9 protein-coding genes are annotated in these 18378 nt (G+C 55.3%); 2 read left to right on the plus strand and 7 right to left on the minus strand.

The annotated features are described in order from the left end of the window. Positions 1–4806, minus strand: coding sequence for an NAD-glutamate dehydrogenase domain-containing protein (locus SELIN_RS04370; protein WP_013505478.1), 4806 nt, complete (start codon positions 4804–4806; stop codon positions 1–3). 382 nt (positions 4807–5188) lie between these two features. On the opposite strand from SELIN_RS04370, the gene SELIN_RS13800 reads away from it, so the two are divergent. Further along, the gene (locus tag SELIN_RS13800; protein WP_013505479.1) at positions 5189–6739 is read left to right on the plus strand and encodes an ATP-binding protein; all 1551 of its coding nucleotides are present in this window, start codon (positions 5189–5191) and stop codon (positions 6737–6739) included. Between the two features lie 58 nt (positions 6740–6797). Here the strand turns inward: SELIN_RS13800 and SELIN_RS04380 are convergent, their stop codons facing one another. Both SELIN_RS04380 and SELIN_RS04385 read right to left on the minus strand, forming a co-directional pair. Then, complete coding sequence (locus SELIN_RS04380; protein ID WP_013505480.1) at positions 6798–7256, minus strand: hypothetical protein; 459 nt, start codon at positions 7254–7256, stop codon at positions 6798–6800. A gap of 86 nt (positions 7257–7342) precedes the next feature. Next, positions 7343–9238, minus strand: coding sequence for a motility associated factor glycosyltransferase family protein (locus SELIN_RS04385; protein WP_013505481.1), 1896 nt, complete (start codon positions 9236–9238; stop codon positions 7343–7345). A gap of 146 nt (positions 9239–9384) precedes the next feature. On the opposite strand from SELIN_RS04385, the gene bioB reads away from it, so the two are divergent. Then, positions 9385–10389 (plus strand): biotin synthase BioB, encoded by a 1005-nt coding sequence (gene bioB / locus SELIN_RS04390; RefSeq protein WP_013505482.1) that lies wholly within the window; start codon positions 9385–9387, stop codon positions 10387–10389. 31 nt (positions 10390–10420) lie between these two features. Here bioB and SELIN_RS04395 read toward each other — a convergent pair whose 3' ends face one another. From SELIN_RS04395 to ptsP, 4 genes are all read right to left on the minus strand, one after another. After that, on the minus strand, positions 10421–13531 hold the full coding sequence (locus SELIN_RS04395; protein ID WP_013505483.1) for an efflux RND transporter permease subunit: 3111 nt from the start codon (positions 13529–13531) through the stop codon (positions 10421–10423). 3 nt (positions 13532–13534) lie between these two features. Continuing rightward, positions 13535–14608 carry an efflux RND transporter periplasmic adaptor subunit gene (locus SELIN_RS04400; protein WP_013505484.1) on the minus strand — a complete coding sequence of 358 codons (1074 nt, stop codon included), beginning with the start codon at positions 14606–14608 and terminating at the stop codon, positions 13535–13537. A gap of 952 nt (positions 14609–15560) precedes the next feature. After that, complete coding sequence (locus SELIN_RS04405; RefSeq protein WP_013505485.1) at positions 15561–16142, minus strand: peroxiredoxin; 582 nt, start codon at positions 16140–16142, stop codon at positions 15561–15563. Between the two features lie 66 nt (positions 16143–16208). Beyond that, entirely contained in the window at positions 16209–18371 is a 2163-nt protein-coding gene (ptsP, locus tag SELIN_RS04410) for a phosphoenolpyruvate--protein phosphotransferase (protein ID WP_013505486.1), read from the minus strand. Positions 18372–18378 lie beyond the last annotated feature (7 nt).

Genomic DNA, 18378 nt, shown 5'->3' on the forward strand with positions numbered 1-18378 from the left:
CTAGGTGAGTCCCCTCAGGGCGATAAACAGGGGATTAAAGTTCTTCAGTCCTTTTTCCCGTACATTGTTGATAATCTGCTCATAGCCCGTGTTGTCAATCTCTCTGGATGGGTCTGCCAGCAGGCTCATGGTGTATTCCTCAAGGCGATCGGTAATGGTGCCAATGAGCGTATTGCGCGCCATGCGATCCCACACATCCAGCAGGGGCATAGTGTAAACCATCTCCTTGAAATCATCCACATGCAGTTGATCCTTGATGCGGAAATACACGTCCAGAACCTTTTCCAGGGATTCCGCCTTTTTGACCGACACATAGCAGATGGAGAGAATGTCGGCGATAAAGCGACTCTTCTCGATAAAATCGGCCACCCTGGCGTGGTGTTCATGGTGCTCGTTGCTCTTGATGGCCACGGCCAGTTTCTCCAGATACGGCTTGGGCAGGAAACCTTCCAGGCCGGCGAATATGCCGCCAAACTGCTGCAGCACATCCTCGCACATGGCGCAGTATTCCCTTTCCGCGACATTCTTCGTGACAATCCAGCGCACGCCCCGGCGCATGGCGTTCTCTATGCTGATGAGCATTTTTATCTGAACGGCGGAGGGCTTCTTGTTATCCAGGGCGAATACCGCCTGACGCAGCTGATCAACACCAAGCAGGTGCTCAAGGGTAATATAGTTGCGTGCCACATCGGCGACCGTGCTGCGCGTCGTCGACATCAGATTATAGACAAATGTGCAGCCCGCCTGGTTGACAATTTTGTTGGCAATCAGGGTACAGGCGATCTCCTTTTTCAGCTTATGGGCGGCGACTTCCTCGGGGAATCGCTCCAGCAGCTGGGGAGGGAAGTAGGAGCGGTAGAGCTGTTCAATGGCCTCATTCCACTCCAGCTCCGACCGCATCAGGGTATCGTAGATATCCATGCGGGCATAACTGGTGAGTTTGCTCAGCACGGGCGCCGGTATACCCAGCCCCCTTTGCTGCAGGGCATCCAGCTCCTCACCCACAGGAATATGCTCGGTCTCGGCATCCATCCGGCCAGTTCTGACCAGGGCGTCTATCAGCTCCTGGAAGAGTAGCATGCTCTCGGAGCTCAGCTGTACATCCAGATCGATGGAGCAGCCATTGAGATAGTTGGTCTGCAGCACATGGGCTTCCACCGCCGGCTCCATCTCCTTGAGCAGTTCGTTGCGCTGCTGGAAAGTGATCTTGCCCTGTTCCATGGCACTCTGCAGGAGTATCTTGATATTGACCTCGTGGTCAGAGGTATTGACCCCCGCCGAATTGTCGATGGCATCGGTATAGAGCATGCCACCAGCCATGGAAAGCTCGATGCGGGCTTCCTGGGTCATACCCAGATTCCCTCCCTCTCCGATAACCTTGGCGCGCACTTCCGGCGCATCAATGCGCAGATTGTCATTGGCCTTGTCGCCCACATCGGCATGGGTCTGGTGGGTCGCCTTGATGTAGGTGCCGATCCCCCCGTTCCACAGCAGCTCCACGGGAGCGCGCAGAAGAGTCTTGATCAGTTCGTCGGGAGCGAAGACAGACCTGGTTGTGCCAAGGGCCTTCGACGCCTCACGGGAGAGGGTAATCTTCTTGTCGGTGCGCGCGTACACGCCACCGCCAGCTGAGAGGAGTTTAGTGTCGTAATCGGTCCACTGGGCCCCTTTGGTGCGGAAGAGTCGCTGACGCTCCTTGAAGGAGATGGCTGGATCGGGATCGGGGTCGATGAAGATGTGCTTGTGGTTGAACGCGGCGATCAGCCGAATCTGACGGGAGAGGAGCATGCCGTTGCCAAAGACATCGCCACCCATATCGCCGATGCCCACAACGGTGAAGGGCTCGCTCTGGATATCCTTACCCATGGCGCGGAAGTGTCGCTTGACAGCTTCCCAGGCTCCCTTAGCCGTGATCCCCATGATCTTGTGGTCGTAGCCGTAGCTGCCGCCACTGGCAAAGGCGTCGCCAAGCCAGAAGTCATAGGCGTTGCTCACTTCATTGGCCACATCGGAAAGATGGGCCGTACCCTTGTCCGCCGCCACAACCAGGTAGGGGTCCTCTTCATCGTAGCAGACCACATTCTGTGGCCGCACCACCTCGCCCTTCACGATATTGTCGGTGATCTCCAGCAGGGCGCTGATATAGTTCCGGTACTGCAGATCCGCCTCTTCGCGGGCCTGTTCCGGCGAAAGCATTTTTCCGCGGATAATAAAGCCACCCTTTGATCCCGTGGGAACAATGACGCTGTTCTTGGTCATCTGCGTACTCACCAGGCCAAGAACTTCCGTGCGGAAGTCGTCGGGGCGATCTGACCAGCGCAGGCCACCACGGGCAACTTTACCACCACGCAGGTGGATGCCGCTCATGTACATGGAGTACACAAAAATCTCGAACATGGGCTTCGGCAGAGGCAAGTCCAGTACTCTCGCCGAATCAATCTTCAGAGAGAGTACGCTCCGCTGGTACTCGCCCTTATAGTAGGAGGTGCGCAGCGTGCACTCCAGGGCGTTGACAAAGCGCCGCAGCACATAGTCCTCGGCGATGGACTCCACGGCCTCGATCTTTTCCGCGATGCCCAGCAAGCGCTTCTCAAGATCCGCAAGGCGTTTTTGCTCGCTGGTCTGGCGGACGGGCGAGAATTTCAGGTCGAAGGTGTCCAGCAGATCAGCGGTAATATCACCATGATTCAGGAGCGCCTTGACCGACACCAGCTTGGTGTATTTCATGCCCACCTGATAGATATATTCCATATAGGCGCGAATGACGACGATCTTCCAGCAATCAATGCCCTGCTGCAGCGACAGGGCGTTCAGCTCGTCACTGGCAACCCGTCCGTGCAGCACCGCCAGGGTCGTCTGAATGACTGACTGGCGATTGCGCAGCAGGTTTTCAACCCCGCCGCCCGCTTCTGTCACGCGAAAGCGGTGCACGTAGCCCGGTATGCTATCACTGGGTTCAATGGTGTACAGACTCTCCTCCAGCACGCGCAGGCCCATGTTCTGAAAGAGGGGAATCAGGTCACTGAGGAAGTACTGGGCCAGGGAGTAGATCTTCACATAGGCCGACACCTCGTCTTTGCGCTGAATGTCGACCTGATCGGCATTGGCGTCCAACAGGCGCTCCAGCAGGGAAATATCGTCTGTTGCCTCCTTGGGGGTATTTTCCGCCCGGTAATTCTCGGCAAAGGCGTTGCGGTACTTGAAGCTCAATTGCTCAATATCAGCATCCGCATCGCTGAAGAAAAAGGCAATGCGTTCCAGCAGGCGACCTGTCCAGTCAATGGTCTGCTCATCAATGCGGTTTTCCAGCGCGCTGAGGTCGACTTCCTTCAGAGATTCGTCAGGCACCAGATAGATATAGACCTTGATGGCGTCGGTATCGCTGCCGAAGTGGCGATACTCAAAGAGCTGTACCCGAAAGGCATCGCGGATGATATCCAGCGCGTCGCGCAGACTGCTCTGACTGTAGTTCATGGCCGGCAGAATCAGTAAAAGGCTCTGACCACGCACGTTGAGATTCTCCAGGGGAATAATCTTCACCTTGTCAAAGGAGATGATATTCAGCAAATCGGTAACCACTTTGCTCAGCAGCGATGGCTGCATGAAAAAGAGGTCTTCCTTGGGATAGTAGTTGAGAATCTCGTAGATGCGATTGTAACTGTAGGTCTTGTAGAGGATCTTTTTGTTTTCCAGCACGCGATTGATGCGTGAGCGTAAAAAGTCGATGGAGTTCACTGCGTCGCGGGAGTACTTGGAACTGTAGAGTCCCAGGAACACATGCTCGCGGAACTCATCGTCGCTGATCTTCTGGCGAATACCGATATAGTCCATGTTCTTGCGCATGGCGTGATATACCGGGCTCAGGGAGTTGGTCTTGTCCAGCGTGATGTAACGGGAGGAAAACAGAGACTCCTGTTGGGAAGCGGTCAGTGACGCGACCTTCACCGGCTTGCGGTATTTTGAGGCCTTCTCCTCGCTGAGAATCCCCAGTCCGGACCCCTCCACTGTCTGCAGTGTTGCCTTCTTGCGATCAGCAGCGTGAAGTACGCGATACTGGCGGTATCCGAGGAAGACAAAGTTCTCCTTCTCCAGCCAGCGAAAGAACTCAATGGTATTCTCTCGCTCCGTATCGCCAATCTGTGTCGTGGTGTTCACAAAGAGTTCAATTTCCTGGACCTTTTTGAGCATGGGAGCAAAATCACGCACGGCCAACTGAGTACTGGAGAGAATCCGGCGCAAATCGCGGCAAAACACCTCCAGCTCCGCTGCCTTTTCGATAGCCTGAAACTGGATAACAATAAATGATTCCAGTTTTTTTGACACTGACGGATCGTTATAGCGGGTATCCACCGACAGGAGTTTCCCGCGTCCATCGCGCTCCGCGTTGACAATAGGGTGAATCGTCAGAAAATGGGCGATACGCCGGGACTCGAAATAGGAGTAAATGCTCTTCAGAATAAACGGCGAATCCGGCATGTTAATGAACAGAATACTTGAGTGAAGAATCCCGTAATCGAGATTATCCTCCTCGGGCGTAAAGACCTCGAGGTTGATGCTCGTGCCCTTGCGCACCCGCAGAAAATCCAGAAAGCGCTGCAGCTGGACAAAAAGCTGCTCTTCGCTGATAAAGTCCATATATTTCCGGGGTGCATTGTCGAACAGCACATCCATCAGGCTGATCAGCAGGGCCGCATCGTCACTTTCTTTCAGCGCTTCACCAATAAGCGCGCCCACGGCTTCACGTTTTTGCAGGAGCAGCTCCTGAGCGTTCTGAAACTGATTTTGTCGCAAAACAACTTTACCCATACACTCTCCCGGAAATTGAATTTTACAGAGCAGTACGCACCGAAGAACCAACGCAACCAGTGCTTTGTTACAAGTAATATATACGCCCCATGGGGGAATGCAATGGTTTTTGGGCTCCTGCTGCGCACAACTACGCTCCCGGCGCCACACCAGGACACCCGGCTGACAGCCTCACCACGTGGTATTGCCAGGGAGGGTTTTCGCGTACATGAAATGAGCTTCTTTAACAGCAATACCTTATGAAATATTTCACAACAGCCGCTTGTTTTTCCCGGCCCAAGACGCCATATTAGAACAAATAGCACTGAAGGCAAAAACACCAGCGCAGCTGTAAGGGTCAAAGACAACAGCTTCTGAAAAGTCCACCAGGGAGGGTTCTGCCATGGGAATCAGGCATACTACCGAAGGAATGACCTTGCAACGCCTGCGCTGGTGTACCGGAATAGCCATTATCCTCTGGATCACCGTGCTCCTGCTGTCACTGGCATGGAATATCCAGAGTCAGAAGCGACAGACACTGGCGCTGGCGCAAAAGGAAGCCGTGGCCAGCATGGAGCGCGACATAGCCGTACGCAATTGGCTGGCCAAGCGCGGTGGAATTTACATTCACGCAGATAAGGGCATCGCCCCGAATGAGTTCCTGCAACATCCGCAGCGAGATCTCGCCGTCAACGGGATTGCTTTAACCATGGTCAATCCCGCCTACTTCCTGCGCACCCTCATGGAAGACCCCATCCTGCAGAGCAGCGTGCGCAGCCGTATTGTCAGCACAACCCCTATCAGGCCGGAAAACACTGCTGACTCCTGGGAAAGCTACGCCCTGGAGCAGTTCCACCGCGGTGAACCAGTGGCATTTCAGCTCGTACGCGAGGAGGGGGGCAGACACCTGCGAGGCATGCAGCCCCTCATCACCAGCGATTCCTGCATGAACTGCCACACCGAGCAGGCATTTGAGCCGGGCAATGTTGGTGGAGGCATCAGCATCATCCTCGACATGGCACCCTTTCTTGCGGCCCAAAACCGCAATATCAGCCTGATCGCACTCTCACACGTCATACTCGGCAGCCTTGGCCTTTTGGGTATCACCTTCATGTATCGCCACAGCGCCAGTGGCTTGCGACAGGTTGAACACGCCATCACCACCCTGCGCAACAATGAGGAACAGCTTGAAAAACGCGTGGAAGACGAAACGCGACAGCGGCGTAAAAATGAAGAGCTGCTGGTGCACCAGTCGCGTATGGCCACCATGGGGAAAATGATCGCCGTTATCGGACATCAGTGGAAACAGCCGCTCAATGTGCTGGCAATCCTCGTTCAGGATCTTCCTGAAGCATTCAGACACGGGGAAGTAAACCAGCAGTACCTGGATACCGCCGCCACCCAGGCCATGGAACAGATTGATTTTATGGCCAGTACCATCGACGACTTCCGTAATTTTTTTGATCCAGGCAAGCAGATGGAAACCTTCAGCGTCAATGGCGCCATCTCCCTTGCCCTGAAACTCATCCAGGCCCAGTTGACGCACAATAACATTCAGGCGAATCTCGACAGCCAGTGCGAGTGCTCAGCCAGGGGGCACAAAAACGAGTTTCAACAAGTCATACTGAACGTGCTGGTCAATGCCCGCGATGCCATTTACGAAAGGCGCTGCCAGAACCCGGATCACCACGGACTCGCCGGAATCATCGACATTCGCGTCAGCTGTGATGATGGCACTGCCAGTGTGCAGATTTGTGACAATGGTACAGGTATCGCCGCAGACATCGCAGAGAGGATCTTCGATCCATACTTCTCCACAAAGCCGGGTGAGGGCTCAGGTATTGGCCTGTGGATGGCAAAGAGTATCATGGAAGAGAGCATGGGCGGCTCCATCAGGCTCGAACCAGACAGACAGGAAGGCGCCTGCTTCACCCTGTGCTTTCCAGTTGTGTAAAAGCTGAAATCCGGCAGGCCGCGGAACGAAAAAAGCCCCGCGATCGGGGGGCCCTGTGCTATTTCTTGCGGGTGCTGCTTCGCTTTGTCCGGCGCCCCTGATTCAGATCCAGAACCTGGAGTGCTTTTACCTTGCGCACTGAGAGATTCGACTTGATCTTGCGCAGATACTGCTCATAACTCAGGCTTCCCTGATCGCGAACCGTGATCCCCATTGCCGCAACAGCCGCGTCAATATCCTTTTTCAACTGAGCCACATCAATCGAGGAAAGCGACTTCGTGGTCTTGGTGCCTGACTTCTTCTTGCCCGCCACCGCATCCAGAATGGACTGCACTTCCTGATCACTCAAGGCGTACTCTTTGCGCAACAGTCCCGTCAGGCCCTTGTCATTCTGCTTCTTCGCACCTCGAGCCGTCTTGGGCTTTACCGCACTCAAGTAACTGCTGATCAGCTCCGACAGGGTAAGGATTTTCGCCAGCTCATCACTGTAGCGTTTAATAACATCAATATTCTGCATTGAAAGTCTCCCAGGTTCGCGGTTATAAAAAAAGACTTTCCTCTTATAATATACATTGGTGATTGATTCAACAATTCCCGAAAATTCTACTGAATTTTCTCCCGCATGCCATTCAGTTGAGCTCCAGCTCTCCGCAAAACCTTTTCCACCGAAATCGTGTGTTTTCTGCATTCATCAATCCACTGTGGAAATCTCGCAATAATGTTAATCTTCGCCATATGTGGCGCCTGATACTTGAAAGCCAATTCCTTTTCACGGATAAGTTCATCCAGCACATAGGATTGAAATACATGCATAATCAGGCACTCGTAGGTCGCGCCGCCACTTTCAACAATCCCCTGTTTACGTTTCAGCAGCGTGTCGTACACCTCATCCACCCGCGCAGGAGGAATATCGTCGATCTGCTGCTGCAAAAGGGCATTGACTTCACCCTGGATAAATGGCGCTATTTCACCGGACGCCTGTTCGCAGGCCTCAAGAACACGCTGGCACTCAGAAATTCCTTGCATAATGCGCTGGGAAAGCTGCTGGTATACCGCTTCACTGGGAAGAAGCCGATGCTCCAGCACATGCGCCTCCATGACATTGCGGAAGTCATGATCATGAAGTGTAAGCCCGGCTATAACTTCCTCAAGTGGTTTCACCGTCGTTCCGCCTATGCGCACACCGCGCAGGGTCGTGTTAATCGTTGTGGCCCTGGAGCGGGCAATATCCACCTCGTAGGACTTCACACAGCTGTACCATATCTGATGGGTCAGCACCGGCGTTCCCCGGTTTGAAGGGACCGCGAACTTCTGCCGCGATTTTTCAATGGCAATGGCATCTTCCATGGCAAAATTCGCGGCATGGGTAGAACCACTGTCGCCATAACTCAAGTCCTGACCCACCAGAATAATCGGATCGCACCCCATATAATCCGCGATCACATAAGCCATATTAGCCACCGATGATTTAATATCAAGCATACCCCGTTCAATGCCAATCCAGTCAAAGTGCTTCACATTCCGATAGGTAATAATTTTCTTTCCGCTGAAACTTTCAAAAGTGTGGCGGTTCTGCAGGGGCGGAGCGCACAGGAATGTGCGCGAGGCATCAAAGGTCGCGAAAAATTTAGAAATAAGGGGCTTGCGCTCTACCGATGTTACCAGCTGAAAGTCAACACCCGCCTCGACCAGCGGGCGCACAGAGGCATCGCAGGCAAAGACCAGGCCACGATGCGCGGCGTCTTTCAGATGGGGCAGCGCTTCGTCGAGAGATGGCCCGGTGGCGACAATAAAGGCCGGCACGCCGGCAAAGGCCCCCTTGAAGCAGTTCACGCCCGGGTTTTCGACAATGATATCCAGGTTGTCGAACATGTTTTCAATGCCGATCAGGGAGTCGTGGGGATCATTGCCATAGTAGATACGCCCTTCATACAAGCCACTGCGAACCTCCTCCAGGTACTTCTGGAAAAAGGGCATACTGCGCTGCATCCTCACCTGGGAGCCCAGCAGCTGTACCGCCCGGCAAAGCGCCAGCAGGTGCGGCTGGGCAATACAGCGATTGCGCAGTTCAACGGCGAGATTCCATTCCCCTGCGCCTTTGAGCACAATCAGCATGGAGCCGCTGAGCAGACTGCGGCTGATGTCAAAAAACCGCAGGAACTTGCGCAGGGAGGCCAGCGAGTCTTCCAGAAGGATCAGCAGGCGTATCTTCGAGATATCGGCACCCTGGTTGCGAACCAGGAAGTCTGTCAGCGTGTCACTGCCAGTAACCACGGTAATGGATTCAACATCGGTGCGCACAGGTTCAAATAAAACACCGTCAGCCACCTGATCATCCGCAGACGAAGGAGATTCCAGCGCCAGGGCAAGAGCTGGCAGAACTTTCCTGAGAGCGCTGACATTCAGGTTCCATGTCTGTGTATCCCCCAAAGGAGCTCCCCCGGGTCGCTGGGCGTTCTGCTTTTTCCTGGGGACTTTTTTTCGGATTTTTTTCGGCATGGTTTTTCCTCCCTTCCCACAAGATTACACTTCAATAATGAGCAGGGAAAGGGTAAAGTATAAATGTAAACGCACGCGCATGGCAAGGTTCACAATGAACCCTTTCACCGTGACATCGCCTGCGCAAGCACATGAAAGGAGTACCAGTGAGCACGATTTCCGACACTTCCCGATACTGGCAGCAATGGGCAGACAATGTCCTGGAAGGCCAGCAGCTGCCCGATGCCATCGCCCTTGAAATTCTCCACAGCGACAATGAGTCTCTCCTGCCTCTGCTTCAGGCCGCCTATACCATACGACGGCGATTCTTCGGACGCGGCGTCTGGCTCCACGTCATCCGCAGCGCCAAAAGCGGTCTGTGCCCCGAAGACTGTTCCTACTGCAGCCAGTCTGCCAGCGCCTCCAGCGACATCACCACCTATCCTCTGGAAACCGTTGCCTCCATTGTGGAGGGAGCCCGGGAGGCCCAGTCCAGACAGGCTATACGCTACTGTATTGTCACCAGCGGGCGCATGCCCGTGGAGCACGATCTCGAAGTTATCTGCGATGCCGTCAGCCAGATCAAGGCCACCATGCCGCTGCAGATCTGTACTTCCCTCGGAATGCTGGACGCCGCCAAGGTGAAACGCCTCAAAGAAGCCGGAGTCGACCGCTATAATCACAACCTGGAAACCTCGGCCGCACACTATGGCAACATCTGCTCAACCCACTCCTATGAGGATCGCCTGCGCACAGCACGCATGGTCAAGGACGCTGGCATGGAACTGTGCAGCGGCGGGCTGCTTGGCATGGGGGAGAGCCTGCAGGACAGGGTGGAACTGGCCAGCAGCCTCCGGGAGCTCGACACTGACTCTGTCCCTCTGAATTTCCTGCATCCACGGCAGGGAACACAGCTGGAAAACCTTCAGCCCATGGCAGCTCCCGATGCCCTGCGCGCCCTGGCGATGTTTCGTTTTATGCTGCCCTCAAAGGAGCTGCGCATTGCCGGAGGGCGCGAACTGATTCTCGGTCCGCTGCAGGCGCTGGGCCTCTACCCTGCCAACTCCATCTTCACCAAAGGATACCTGACAACCGACGGGCAGGGATTTGAAGAGGATAAACGAATGATAGAAAGCGCGGGTTTCCACATCGCTGAAATCGTTGACGCATAGGGGGCGGCTGAAAACCGCAGAGAAGCATGGCTCAGGCCCGCGGTTTTTCTCCCTTCAGAACAAACATCAGCAGGCAGGGAATAACCAGGATGGTAAACACCGTGGACAGGGCCATGCCCCCCACGATAACGCTGCCCAGCCCCCGGTACAGTTCACTGCCGGGCCCTGGAGCCACCACCAGGGGCAGCATGCCGAAAATGGACGTCAGGGTGCTCATGAAGATCGGACGCAGGCGGTTGCGGGTGGCATCGAGCACCGCGCCCGCCATCTCCATGGAGTGGTAGCGGATGTTATTCAGGGTCTGGTGTACGATGAGGATAGCATTATTGACCACGACCCCGATCAGGATAATAAAGCCCAGCATGGTCAGTATGTCCAGCGCCTGGGGCGCGATCAGCGCGTTGGTCAGGCGCAGGCCCGCAAAGCCCCCCGCTGTGGCCAGGGGGACAGTGAACATGACCACCAGTGGATACACGAAATTGCCGAAAAGTGCTGACATGAGCAGGTAGATAATCGCCGAGGCCAGCACAAAGTTCATGGCGAGCAGCGCCACGGTTTCCAGCAGCTTGTCTGCGGTTCCGCTGAGCTGCACCTGAATCTGGGGGGGGATTTTCCCCTCCTGTTTCAGGGAAGGCACAATGCGTTCCTGCACAATCTCCATGGCCTCCTGAATGGTGATATGATCCGGCGGCGTCACCTGGAGCGTGATAGTACGGCGCCCTTCATAGTGGCGTATCTCCGTGATGCCGTAGCGTTGCTCCATGCGCACCAGGTTGGACAGGGGCACCAGCTGCCCTCCGGGAGCCGCGATCTGTGTCCGGAAGAGATCCTCGGGACTGGAAACACGGGACTGGGGAGCAGTCAGAACGAGGTCGATCTTTTTCTGCCCCTCCTGCTTGAACTCACCCACTTTGCGGCCCTCCATCAGCACATCAACAGCGGTCCCCACAGACGCGGCATTCATATTGACTGCCCGCACCATATCACGGTCGGGAATCAGGGCCACTTCGGGATAAAGCAGTTCCAGTGATGGAACCGGGCGCACCTGAGCGCCCGCGATGGACTGCCCTACCGCCGCGAAAAGGTGGGAAGCTGCTGCGACGATTTCATCCAGGTCATCGCCCACCACATCCACGTCAATGGTGCGCCCCTTGCCCAGCCCCTGCTGAAAGATGCCAATCTGGTTGGATATGCCGAAAATACCGGGGAAGGAGTTGAGAACCGGGCGCATCATGGGAATCAGTTCGCGGCCGCGCTGCTCATCGGTACTGCTGGTCCCCAGGAGCATGATATTGGCCGTGGCCACGTAGAAGGCATTCTCAATACCGGGTTTCTCATCAACTTCTGTGCGATAGAAGGGCCAGATGGCAGCAAAGATCTTCTGACCGATATCCTCCTGTTCTGCCACACTGAGGCCGGGGGGAGGAATGAGAATATTCACGACAAAATTCTGGTTGCCGTGGGGCAGGTATTCCATTTTGGGAAAGAGCACCCAGGCGACTCCGATGGAAAAAACCACCAGGCCAGCCACCGTCGCAATCCGACTGGTGACGGTGCGGCTGGCGCGCTCCACCACCATCATGATCAGATCCACCGCCATGTGGCCCGCGCGCACCGAGGGACGCTCAGGTCCCGGCGCCGTGGTACTTCCACCGCTGCGGCGAAATATCTGGGCACTGAGCATGGGAATAACGGAAATCGAGACAAAGAGGGAAAAGGTGACAGCAGAGGTCACCGCCAGCGCGATATCGCGAAACAGCTGACCCGCCTCGCCTTCCAGGAAGACAATGGGCAGGAAAACCGCGATGGTGGTCAGGCTGGAGGCGATAATCGCCCCCCAGACCTCCCGGGTACCATCGTAACAGGAGTGAAAGGTGGATTTTCCCAGCTTGCGATGGCGGTCAATATTTTCCAGTACCACGATGGCGCTGTCCACCAGCATACCTACGGCAAAGGAGATTCCCGCCAGCGAAACGATATTCAGGGAGCGCCCCAGGGCATTCATGATGATAAAGGTACCGATAATACTGATGGGGATGGCAACAGCGACAATACCAGTGGATGAGGCGCTGCGCAGGAAGCTCACCAGAATGACGATTGCCAGGACGCCGCCGATCAGAATATTCTGCTGGACCAGTTTGACGGCACCCATGATGTACCCTCGCTGATCCCGTACCCAGCGCAGATGCAGATCCCGAGGGTGCAGCAGTTCGTCGTTAAGGCGGTTGACCACCTCCTCCAGGGTATTGGTCAGCTCCACCACGTTGGTACCCGACTCGGCACGCACTCCCACCACCATCCCCGGCTCTCCCATCAGCATGATGGATGCCGTCTTGCGGGCGTAGGCAAAGTCCACTTCCCCCACATCACCCAGGCGCAGCCGATGCTGCCCATCGGAGCGAATAATGATATCCCGTATCTCCTGGGGACTTTCAAATTCGGCTACCGTCCTGATGCGATAGCTGCGCCGGCCCATATCCATCTGACCGGCAGAAATGTTGATATTTTCCCGCTGCACCACACTGATGATCTCGTCATAGGTCAGTCCGAAGGCAGCCATGCGCTCGGGATCGAGGAGAATATGCATCTCCAGATTGCGGCCACCACCGAAGAAGAGATCCGAGACGCCATCCACTCGCTCGATATGCTGACGGACCTCGTTCTCGAAAAAATTCCGATAGGTGTCTATATGGTTGGGATTGTTTTCACGGGCCTGCATCATCATCCAGACCACTGGGCTGGAGGTATCACCGGAAGCGTTCACGGAAGGTCGTTCGACTCCCTCAGGATAACTGCGTACCTCTCCAAGCTTATTGGAAACATCCAGCAGGGCGCGGTCCATGGGAGTGCCGATCTTGAAACGCAGGGTAATGGTTCCCATGTTATTGCGGCTTGAACTCTCGTACTCCACGAGATTGGGAATACTCTTCAGGTAGTTCTCCTGAACTTCTACCACATCGCGTTCAATCTCGTAAGGTGACGCACCGGGCCAGGTGGTGCGAACCGTAATCTCCGGTTCCGACACCTCTGGAGTCAACTGGTAAGGCATATTGCCCAGGGAGATGAGTCCAAAGAGAAGAATCAGGATAACCCCGACAATCACGGTGACGGGTTTTTCTATGGAAAATCGGATAAAGTCCATGGCTCAGTTATCTTTCACAGAGGTTGTGGCACCGATGATCTGAACAGCCTGCTGCGGGAAAATGCGCTCATTACCCTTGACAACCACCAGGTGTCCCTCCTGCAGTCCGGCCACCCGGACCCCCACCTGCAGTTGATCATAGGCGATGATTTCCACCGGCTTCATTTCCGCCTTGCCATCCACCACCACAAAGAGCACATCCTGACCAAAGCGACGGATGACACTGTCACGGGAGACCAGCAGAACATCAACCTGATCATTGCCGGCAAACATCACCTGAGCCCGCATTCCTTCCATCAACTGGCCGGAATGCTCCACCCGTACTTTTACCGGAAAGGTGCGCGTGGCGATGTCGGCCTGAGGAATAACCGCATCCACAACGCCAGCATGGAGCTTTTCCTGAACACGTATCTGCACTGGCTTACCCACCTGTATCACGTCCACATCTGCCTGGGAGACGTTGACGATCACCTGCATGGATCCGTGTGCTGCCAGATTGACCACCGGTGCCCCAGGCATCACCCACTCTCCCGCCTCAGCCAGTCGTTGCAGAACCACGCCGTCAAAAGGGGCAAGGATACGTTTATGAGCCAGCTCCAGCTCCAGGGCACGCAGATTATGCTCCTGGGCCACCAGGCGAAACTTGAGCTCCTCCAGGGCATAGTGCGCGTCATCGTAGGCCTGTTGAGAGCTGAGATTCTGCCGGAAGAGGTTCTCGGCGCGCTTGAAATTCTGCCGGGCGCGCTCAATCTGCACCCGCAGCTCATCAGCCTGGGCCCTGGCGGCCAGGAGCCTCTGGCCCAGAATATCTGAACCCAGGCGCACCAGGGTATCACCACGGTTCACCCGCTGCCCTTCACGAACCTGAACCTCTTCGACCCGCCCGCTGACCTCACTGGTCACACGGGCAGTGCGGTCAAAAAAAACCGTCCCCTGATAGACAAGCGGCTGCGAGAGCACGCCCTGTCTCACCGCTTCAACCTCCACCGGAGCAGGAGGGCGTTCCTGCTGAGCCCAGACTCCCTCCGCACCGGCCAGCATCAGGCAGAGCACCATAAGACGCGCAATAGTATTCATGAACATACACCTGTTGTTTTTCGTTTCTCACCGCTTCCTGAAATACCTCGAACTGAAGTTTCGCATCCCCGAAACGACAGGTTGTCAGCGCTGACCCTGATGTCACGCTGCAATGGCCGAAATGGTTCTACACAGACTGCGTCGTTTGACATTATCCTCACCATATATACGAGTTTCTTTTGCCACTTTTTACCCGCAAAAAGTGGCGCAAAAGCGGCCCCCAGTGCTGTCCTTTTCAGCCGTCCGCTTGCCTGGAACTGGGGACCGCAAACAACCGCCTTCCCTGGCTTTTGGTTTGCGGTTGCCGCCGTCGTGGCGTCAACCCTGCGGGTCCATAGCGTTCCAGTCGGCGCGTCCTGGCTGGGCCAGCACACGGGGGAGAGGCAGAAGCAGGCCGTTCCCCCCTGAGCCCGTCCGGTGAGTGCGACGCCTGGCTGGCAAGACCCGAACGGGACACCTGCAGGAAGCAGGTGGTCCGGCAGCACTGCAGGGAGGCAGTGTCTGCCGGATCTCCAGAACAGGCGAGCAGGCGATCCGGAAAAACGGGCGTTCGGGGGGCGCGTTTTTGTGTCCTTTTTGCGCGGTCAAAAAGGACAATATCCGGAGACGAAAAATGGAATACCAGATAAGTCAAGCATTCAAAATCAATACGGTTTCCGCGAGATAAGTGCCAGTATAATAACAGCTTAACTCAAGACAACAAGGTGCGAAAGTTGAGCTCGAACATGCAGGCAGCTGAAAACCCACAAGTATAAGGCGCCCGCAGAGCGGCGAAATGAAGCGGACTTCCTGCACCTTGCCCCACGCGAACATCCAGCGGACAGCGCCGCAGATATTTTTTCAGCAGCCTGTTGAAGAAGCACTACACATACTTGATTTCCGTGTAACTGTAAACCTGCCACCAAAAAAAGGCCCGCAGACTACGTCTGCGGGCCCTGAAAGTCATCCTGCTTCAGTTATTATTTTTGAAAAATTCCTTGGATCTGCTTACATCTGGGACAATGGTGTCCTTGCCGGGAGTCCAGCCAGCCGGGCACACTTCACCATGCTTCTTGGTGTACTGCAGGGCATCAATACTGCGCAGGATCTCATCAACATTGCGGCCGATGCCCAGGTCATGAACCAGCTCAAACTGAACCACCCCTTCGGGATCAATGATATACGTGGCCCTCAGAGCCATGCCACCGGGCAGGAGAATGCCATAGTCGGAGCTGATCTGCTTGGTGAAATCAGCAATCAGCGGATACTCTATCTTTCCGAGTCCGCCTTCGGAGCGCGGCTGCTGCTCCCAGGCCAGATGGGAAAACTTACTGTCAGTGGAAACGCCCAGTACTTCGACACCACGCTGCTTAAACTCACCAACACGGTCGGAAATGGCCGTGATCTCGGTGGGACAGACAAAGGTGAAGTCAAGGGGGTAGAAAAAGAGCATCACCCACTTGCCACGGTAGCTTTCCAGGTTGACTTTGGTGAATTCCATATTCGAAACGGCTTCGGCACTGAAGACAGGGGCCTGCTTGCTTACAAGGCTCATATATACCTCCAAAAAAGATGTTATAGTGTTAATGATACTGATTATCGATTGACTGTCAAGAGAAAGTTACTTCACCGGCGCATACTCGCGCTGGACAAATCGCTTCAACCCATTGATGACGTAGGGGTTGACACTGAAGGTGCGAAAGCCAAGATCAATAAGGTGACGCAGCATGGCGCGGTCCGTGGCGATCTCCCCACAGATTTCCACGGGAATATTCAGGCGCTGCGTCGCGGTAACGATCATCTCCAGCAGGCGGAGAAACGCCTGGCTGTTAGGGTCATAAAAACTGCTGACCTTTGGGTCTGTGCGATCAAGGGCAAAGAAATACTGGAAGAGGTCGTTGGTGCCGATACTGAAATAGTCGGCCCGGGTAGCCAGCTCATCCATGCAGAATACAGCGGACGGGATCTCCAGCATGACTCCGACGCGCGGCACCTCCAGTTCCATGGTGCGGCACTGAGCCTCGATCACATCCCGTATACGGAAAAACTCCGATGGCTCGGAAATAAAGGGAACGAGAATATTAATATCCCGGGGCTCATGTTCGCGGCGATACTCAGCAATAACGTGGAGCAGAGCCTTAACCTGCTCCAGCAGAAAATCGGGCTCTCCCAGCAGCAGCCGCGCACCACGATAACCGAGGGCCGGGTTGTCCTCTTTGATTTCACGGGTGCTCTTTTTATCAGAACCGATGTCGAAGAGACGGAAGATCACCGGCCCCCGCGAGTAGATATTGACGATCTGACGATACACTTCCACCTGCTGCTCATATTTCCAGTCGCCATCATGCTGCAGATAAAATATTTCCGTACGCACCAGACCGATACCACTGGCGTGATCCTGCTCCGCCCGCTGGGCATCCAGCACACTGGAGACATTGGCGTAAAATATGATTTCATCGCCATCCGGAAGGAGAATGGGCCCCAGGGGAGTCTCACGACGACTGTCGCGGTCACGGCGGCGCTGGCTCGACTGCTGCTGGCGAGTGTACTGCTCCACGGTCGCGGGCTGGGGATTGACGATTACCAGACCCTGATACCCATCCACGATCAACTGGCGCGCGTACTCCGTCGCTTCAAAGAGCTTCGGAATCCCGGTAACCGCAGGGATCTGGCGGTTCTTCGCCAGTATGGCCGTATGGGAAGTGGCACCATCCTTCTCGGTGACAAAGGCTTCGACTTTTTCCAGGTCAAGGGAAGCCGTCTCCCCAGGGGTCAGCCGGTCGGAAATAATAATGCTGTCCGCCTGCAGCTGCGCTTTTCGGCTGAGCACCCCCAGGTGAGTCATCAGGCGCTGGCAGATATCCTCAATATCAGCAGCCCGCTCGCGCAGGTACGGATCCTGGAATGAGGTGAACTTTTCAATCAGCTTATCGGCCACATGGCGCACGGAGAAAGCCGCGCTCTTGCCATGCTCATTGATATGACGCTGCACTTCTTTTTTAAAGCTGCTGTCTTCAAGCATCAGCAGGTGGGTGTGGAATATCTCCGACTCCGCCGCCGCGCCGCGCTTTTCCATTTTTTCCGCCAGCTCCCTCAGGTCATCGGCTGTCTTGACACTGGCTTTCTCGAACGCCTGCAGCTCCACCACCGGATCAACCTTGCCCACGGCGCTTTCAATGAAGCGGTAGATAATGCGAACCGGGTGGCCGATGGCAATGCCCTCGGCCAGGGGAACGCCCTGTAAAAGCACTTCCTGATGGGGATCTTTTCCTTCGTCTGCCTGGGCAGAGCCCTCCACCATGTAGTGACGCAGCACCAGGCCGGAAACCTGGGCGGCAATGGCCGTCAACAGCTTCTCCTGTATCCTGGTGTTGTTTTTGCGATTTTTGAACTGAAAGACCAGGACGCCAAACGTGTTCAACCTGCTTTTCAGCGGAATGCCGATAAAGGTGCGGAAAGGCTCTTCACCAATACCGGGGAAGTACTTGAACTGGGGGTGGTGGGAAGCGTCACGGATAAAGGTATAGGTGTTGCTGCGGAAGGCGAGGCCCGTCAGACCTTCATCGGCAGCCATGCTGACCTGCCCCACCGCCTCCTGACGCAGACCCTCGGTGGCAGCCAGCGTCAGAATGCTCTCACTGGAACGACTCTGGAGATATATGGAACAGACGTCGCTTTTGAGTTCGCGTTTCAGATAAGTTGTTATCTCGGAAAGGGCGTTCTCGTGGCAGGATGAATCGAGAATAATATTGCTGACATCGAGGAGTATTTCAATCTTGTTCACAGGTGGC

Source organism: Desulfurispirillum indicum S5, from assembly GCF_000177635.2.
Classification (GTDB): Bacteria; Chrysiogenota; Chrysiogenetes; order Chrysiogenales; family Chrysiogenaceae; genus Desulfurispirillum; species Desulfurispirillum indicum.

Bases quoted from the DNA above. Each gene is read 5' to 3' on its own strand.
- SELIN_RS04370 (WP_013505478.1), bottom strand. From the start codon at position 4,806: ATGGGTAAAGTTGTTTTGCGACAAAATCAGTTTCAGAACGCTCAGGAG.
- SELIN_RS13800 (WP_013505479.1), top strand. From the start codon at position 5,189: ATGGGAATCAGGCATACTACCGAAGGAATGACCTTGCAACGCCTGCGC.
- SELIN_RS04380 (WP_013505480.1), bottom strand. From the start codon at position 7,256: ATGCAGAATATTGATGTTATTAAACGCTACAGTGATGAGCTGGCGAAA.
- SELIN_RS04385 (WP_013505481.1), bottom strand. From the start codon at position 9,238: ATGCCGAAAAAAATCCGAAAAAAAGTCCCCAGGAAAAAGCAGAACGCC.
- SELIN_RS04395 (WP_013505483.1), bottom strand. From the start codon at position 13,531: ATGGACTTTATCCGATTTTCCATAGAAAAACCCGTCACCGTGATTGTC.
- SELIN_RS04400 (WP_013505484.1), bottom strand. From the start codon at position 14,608: ATGAATACTATTGCGCGTCTTATGGTGCTCTGCCTGATGCTGGCCGGT.
- SELIN_RS04405 (WP_013505485.1), bottom strand. From the start codon at position 16,142: ATGAGCCTTGTAAGCAAGCAGGCCCCTGTCTTCAGTGCCGAAGCCGTT.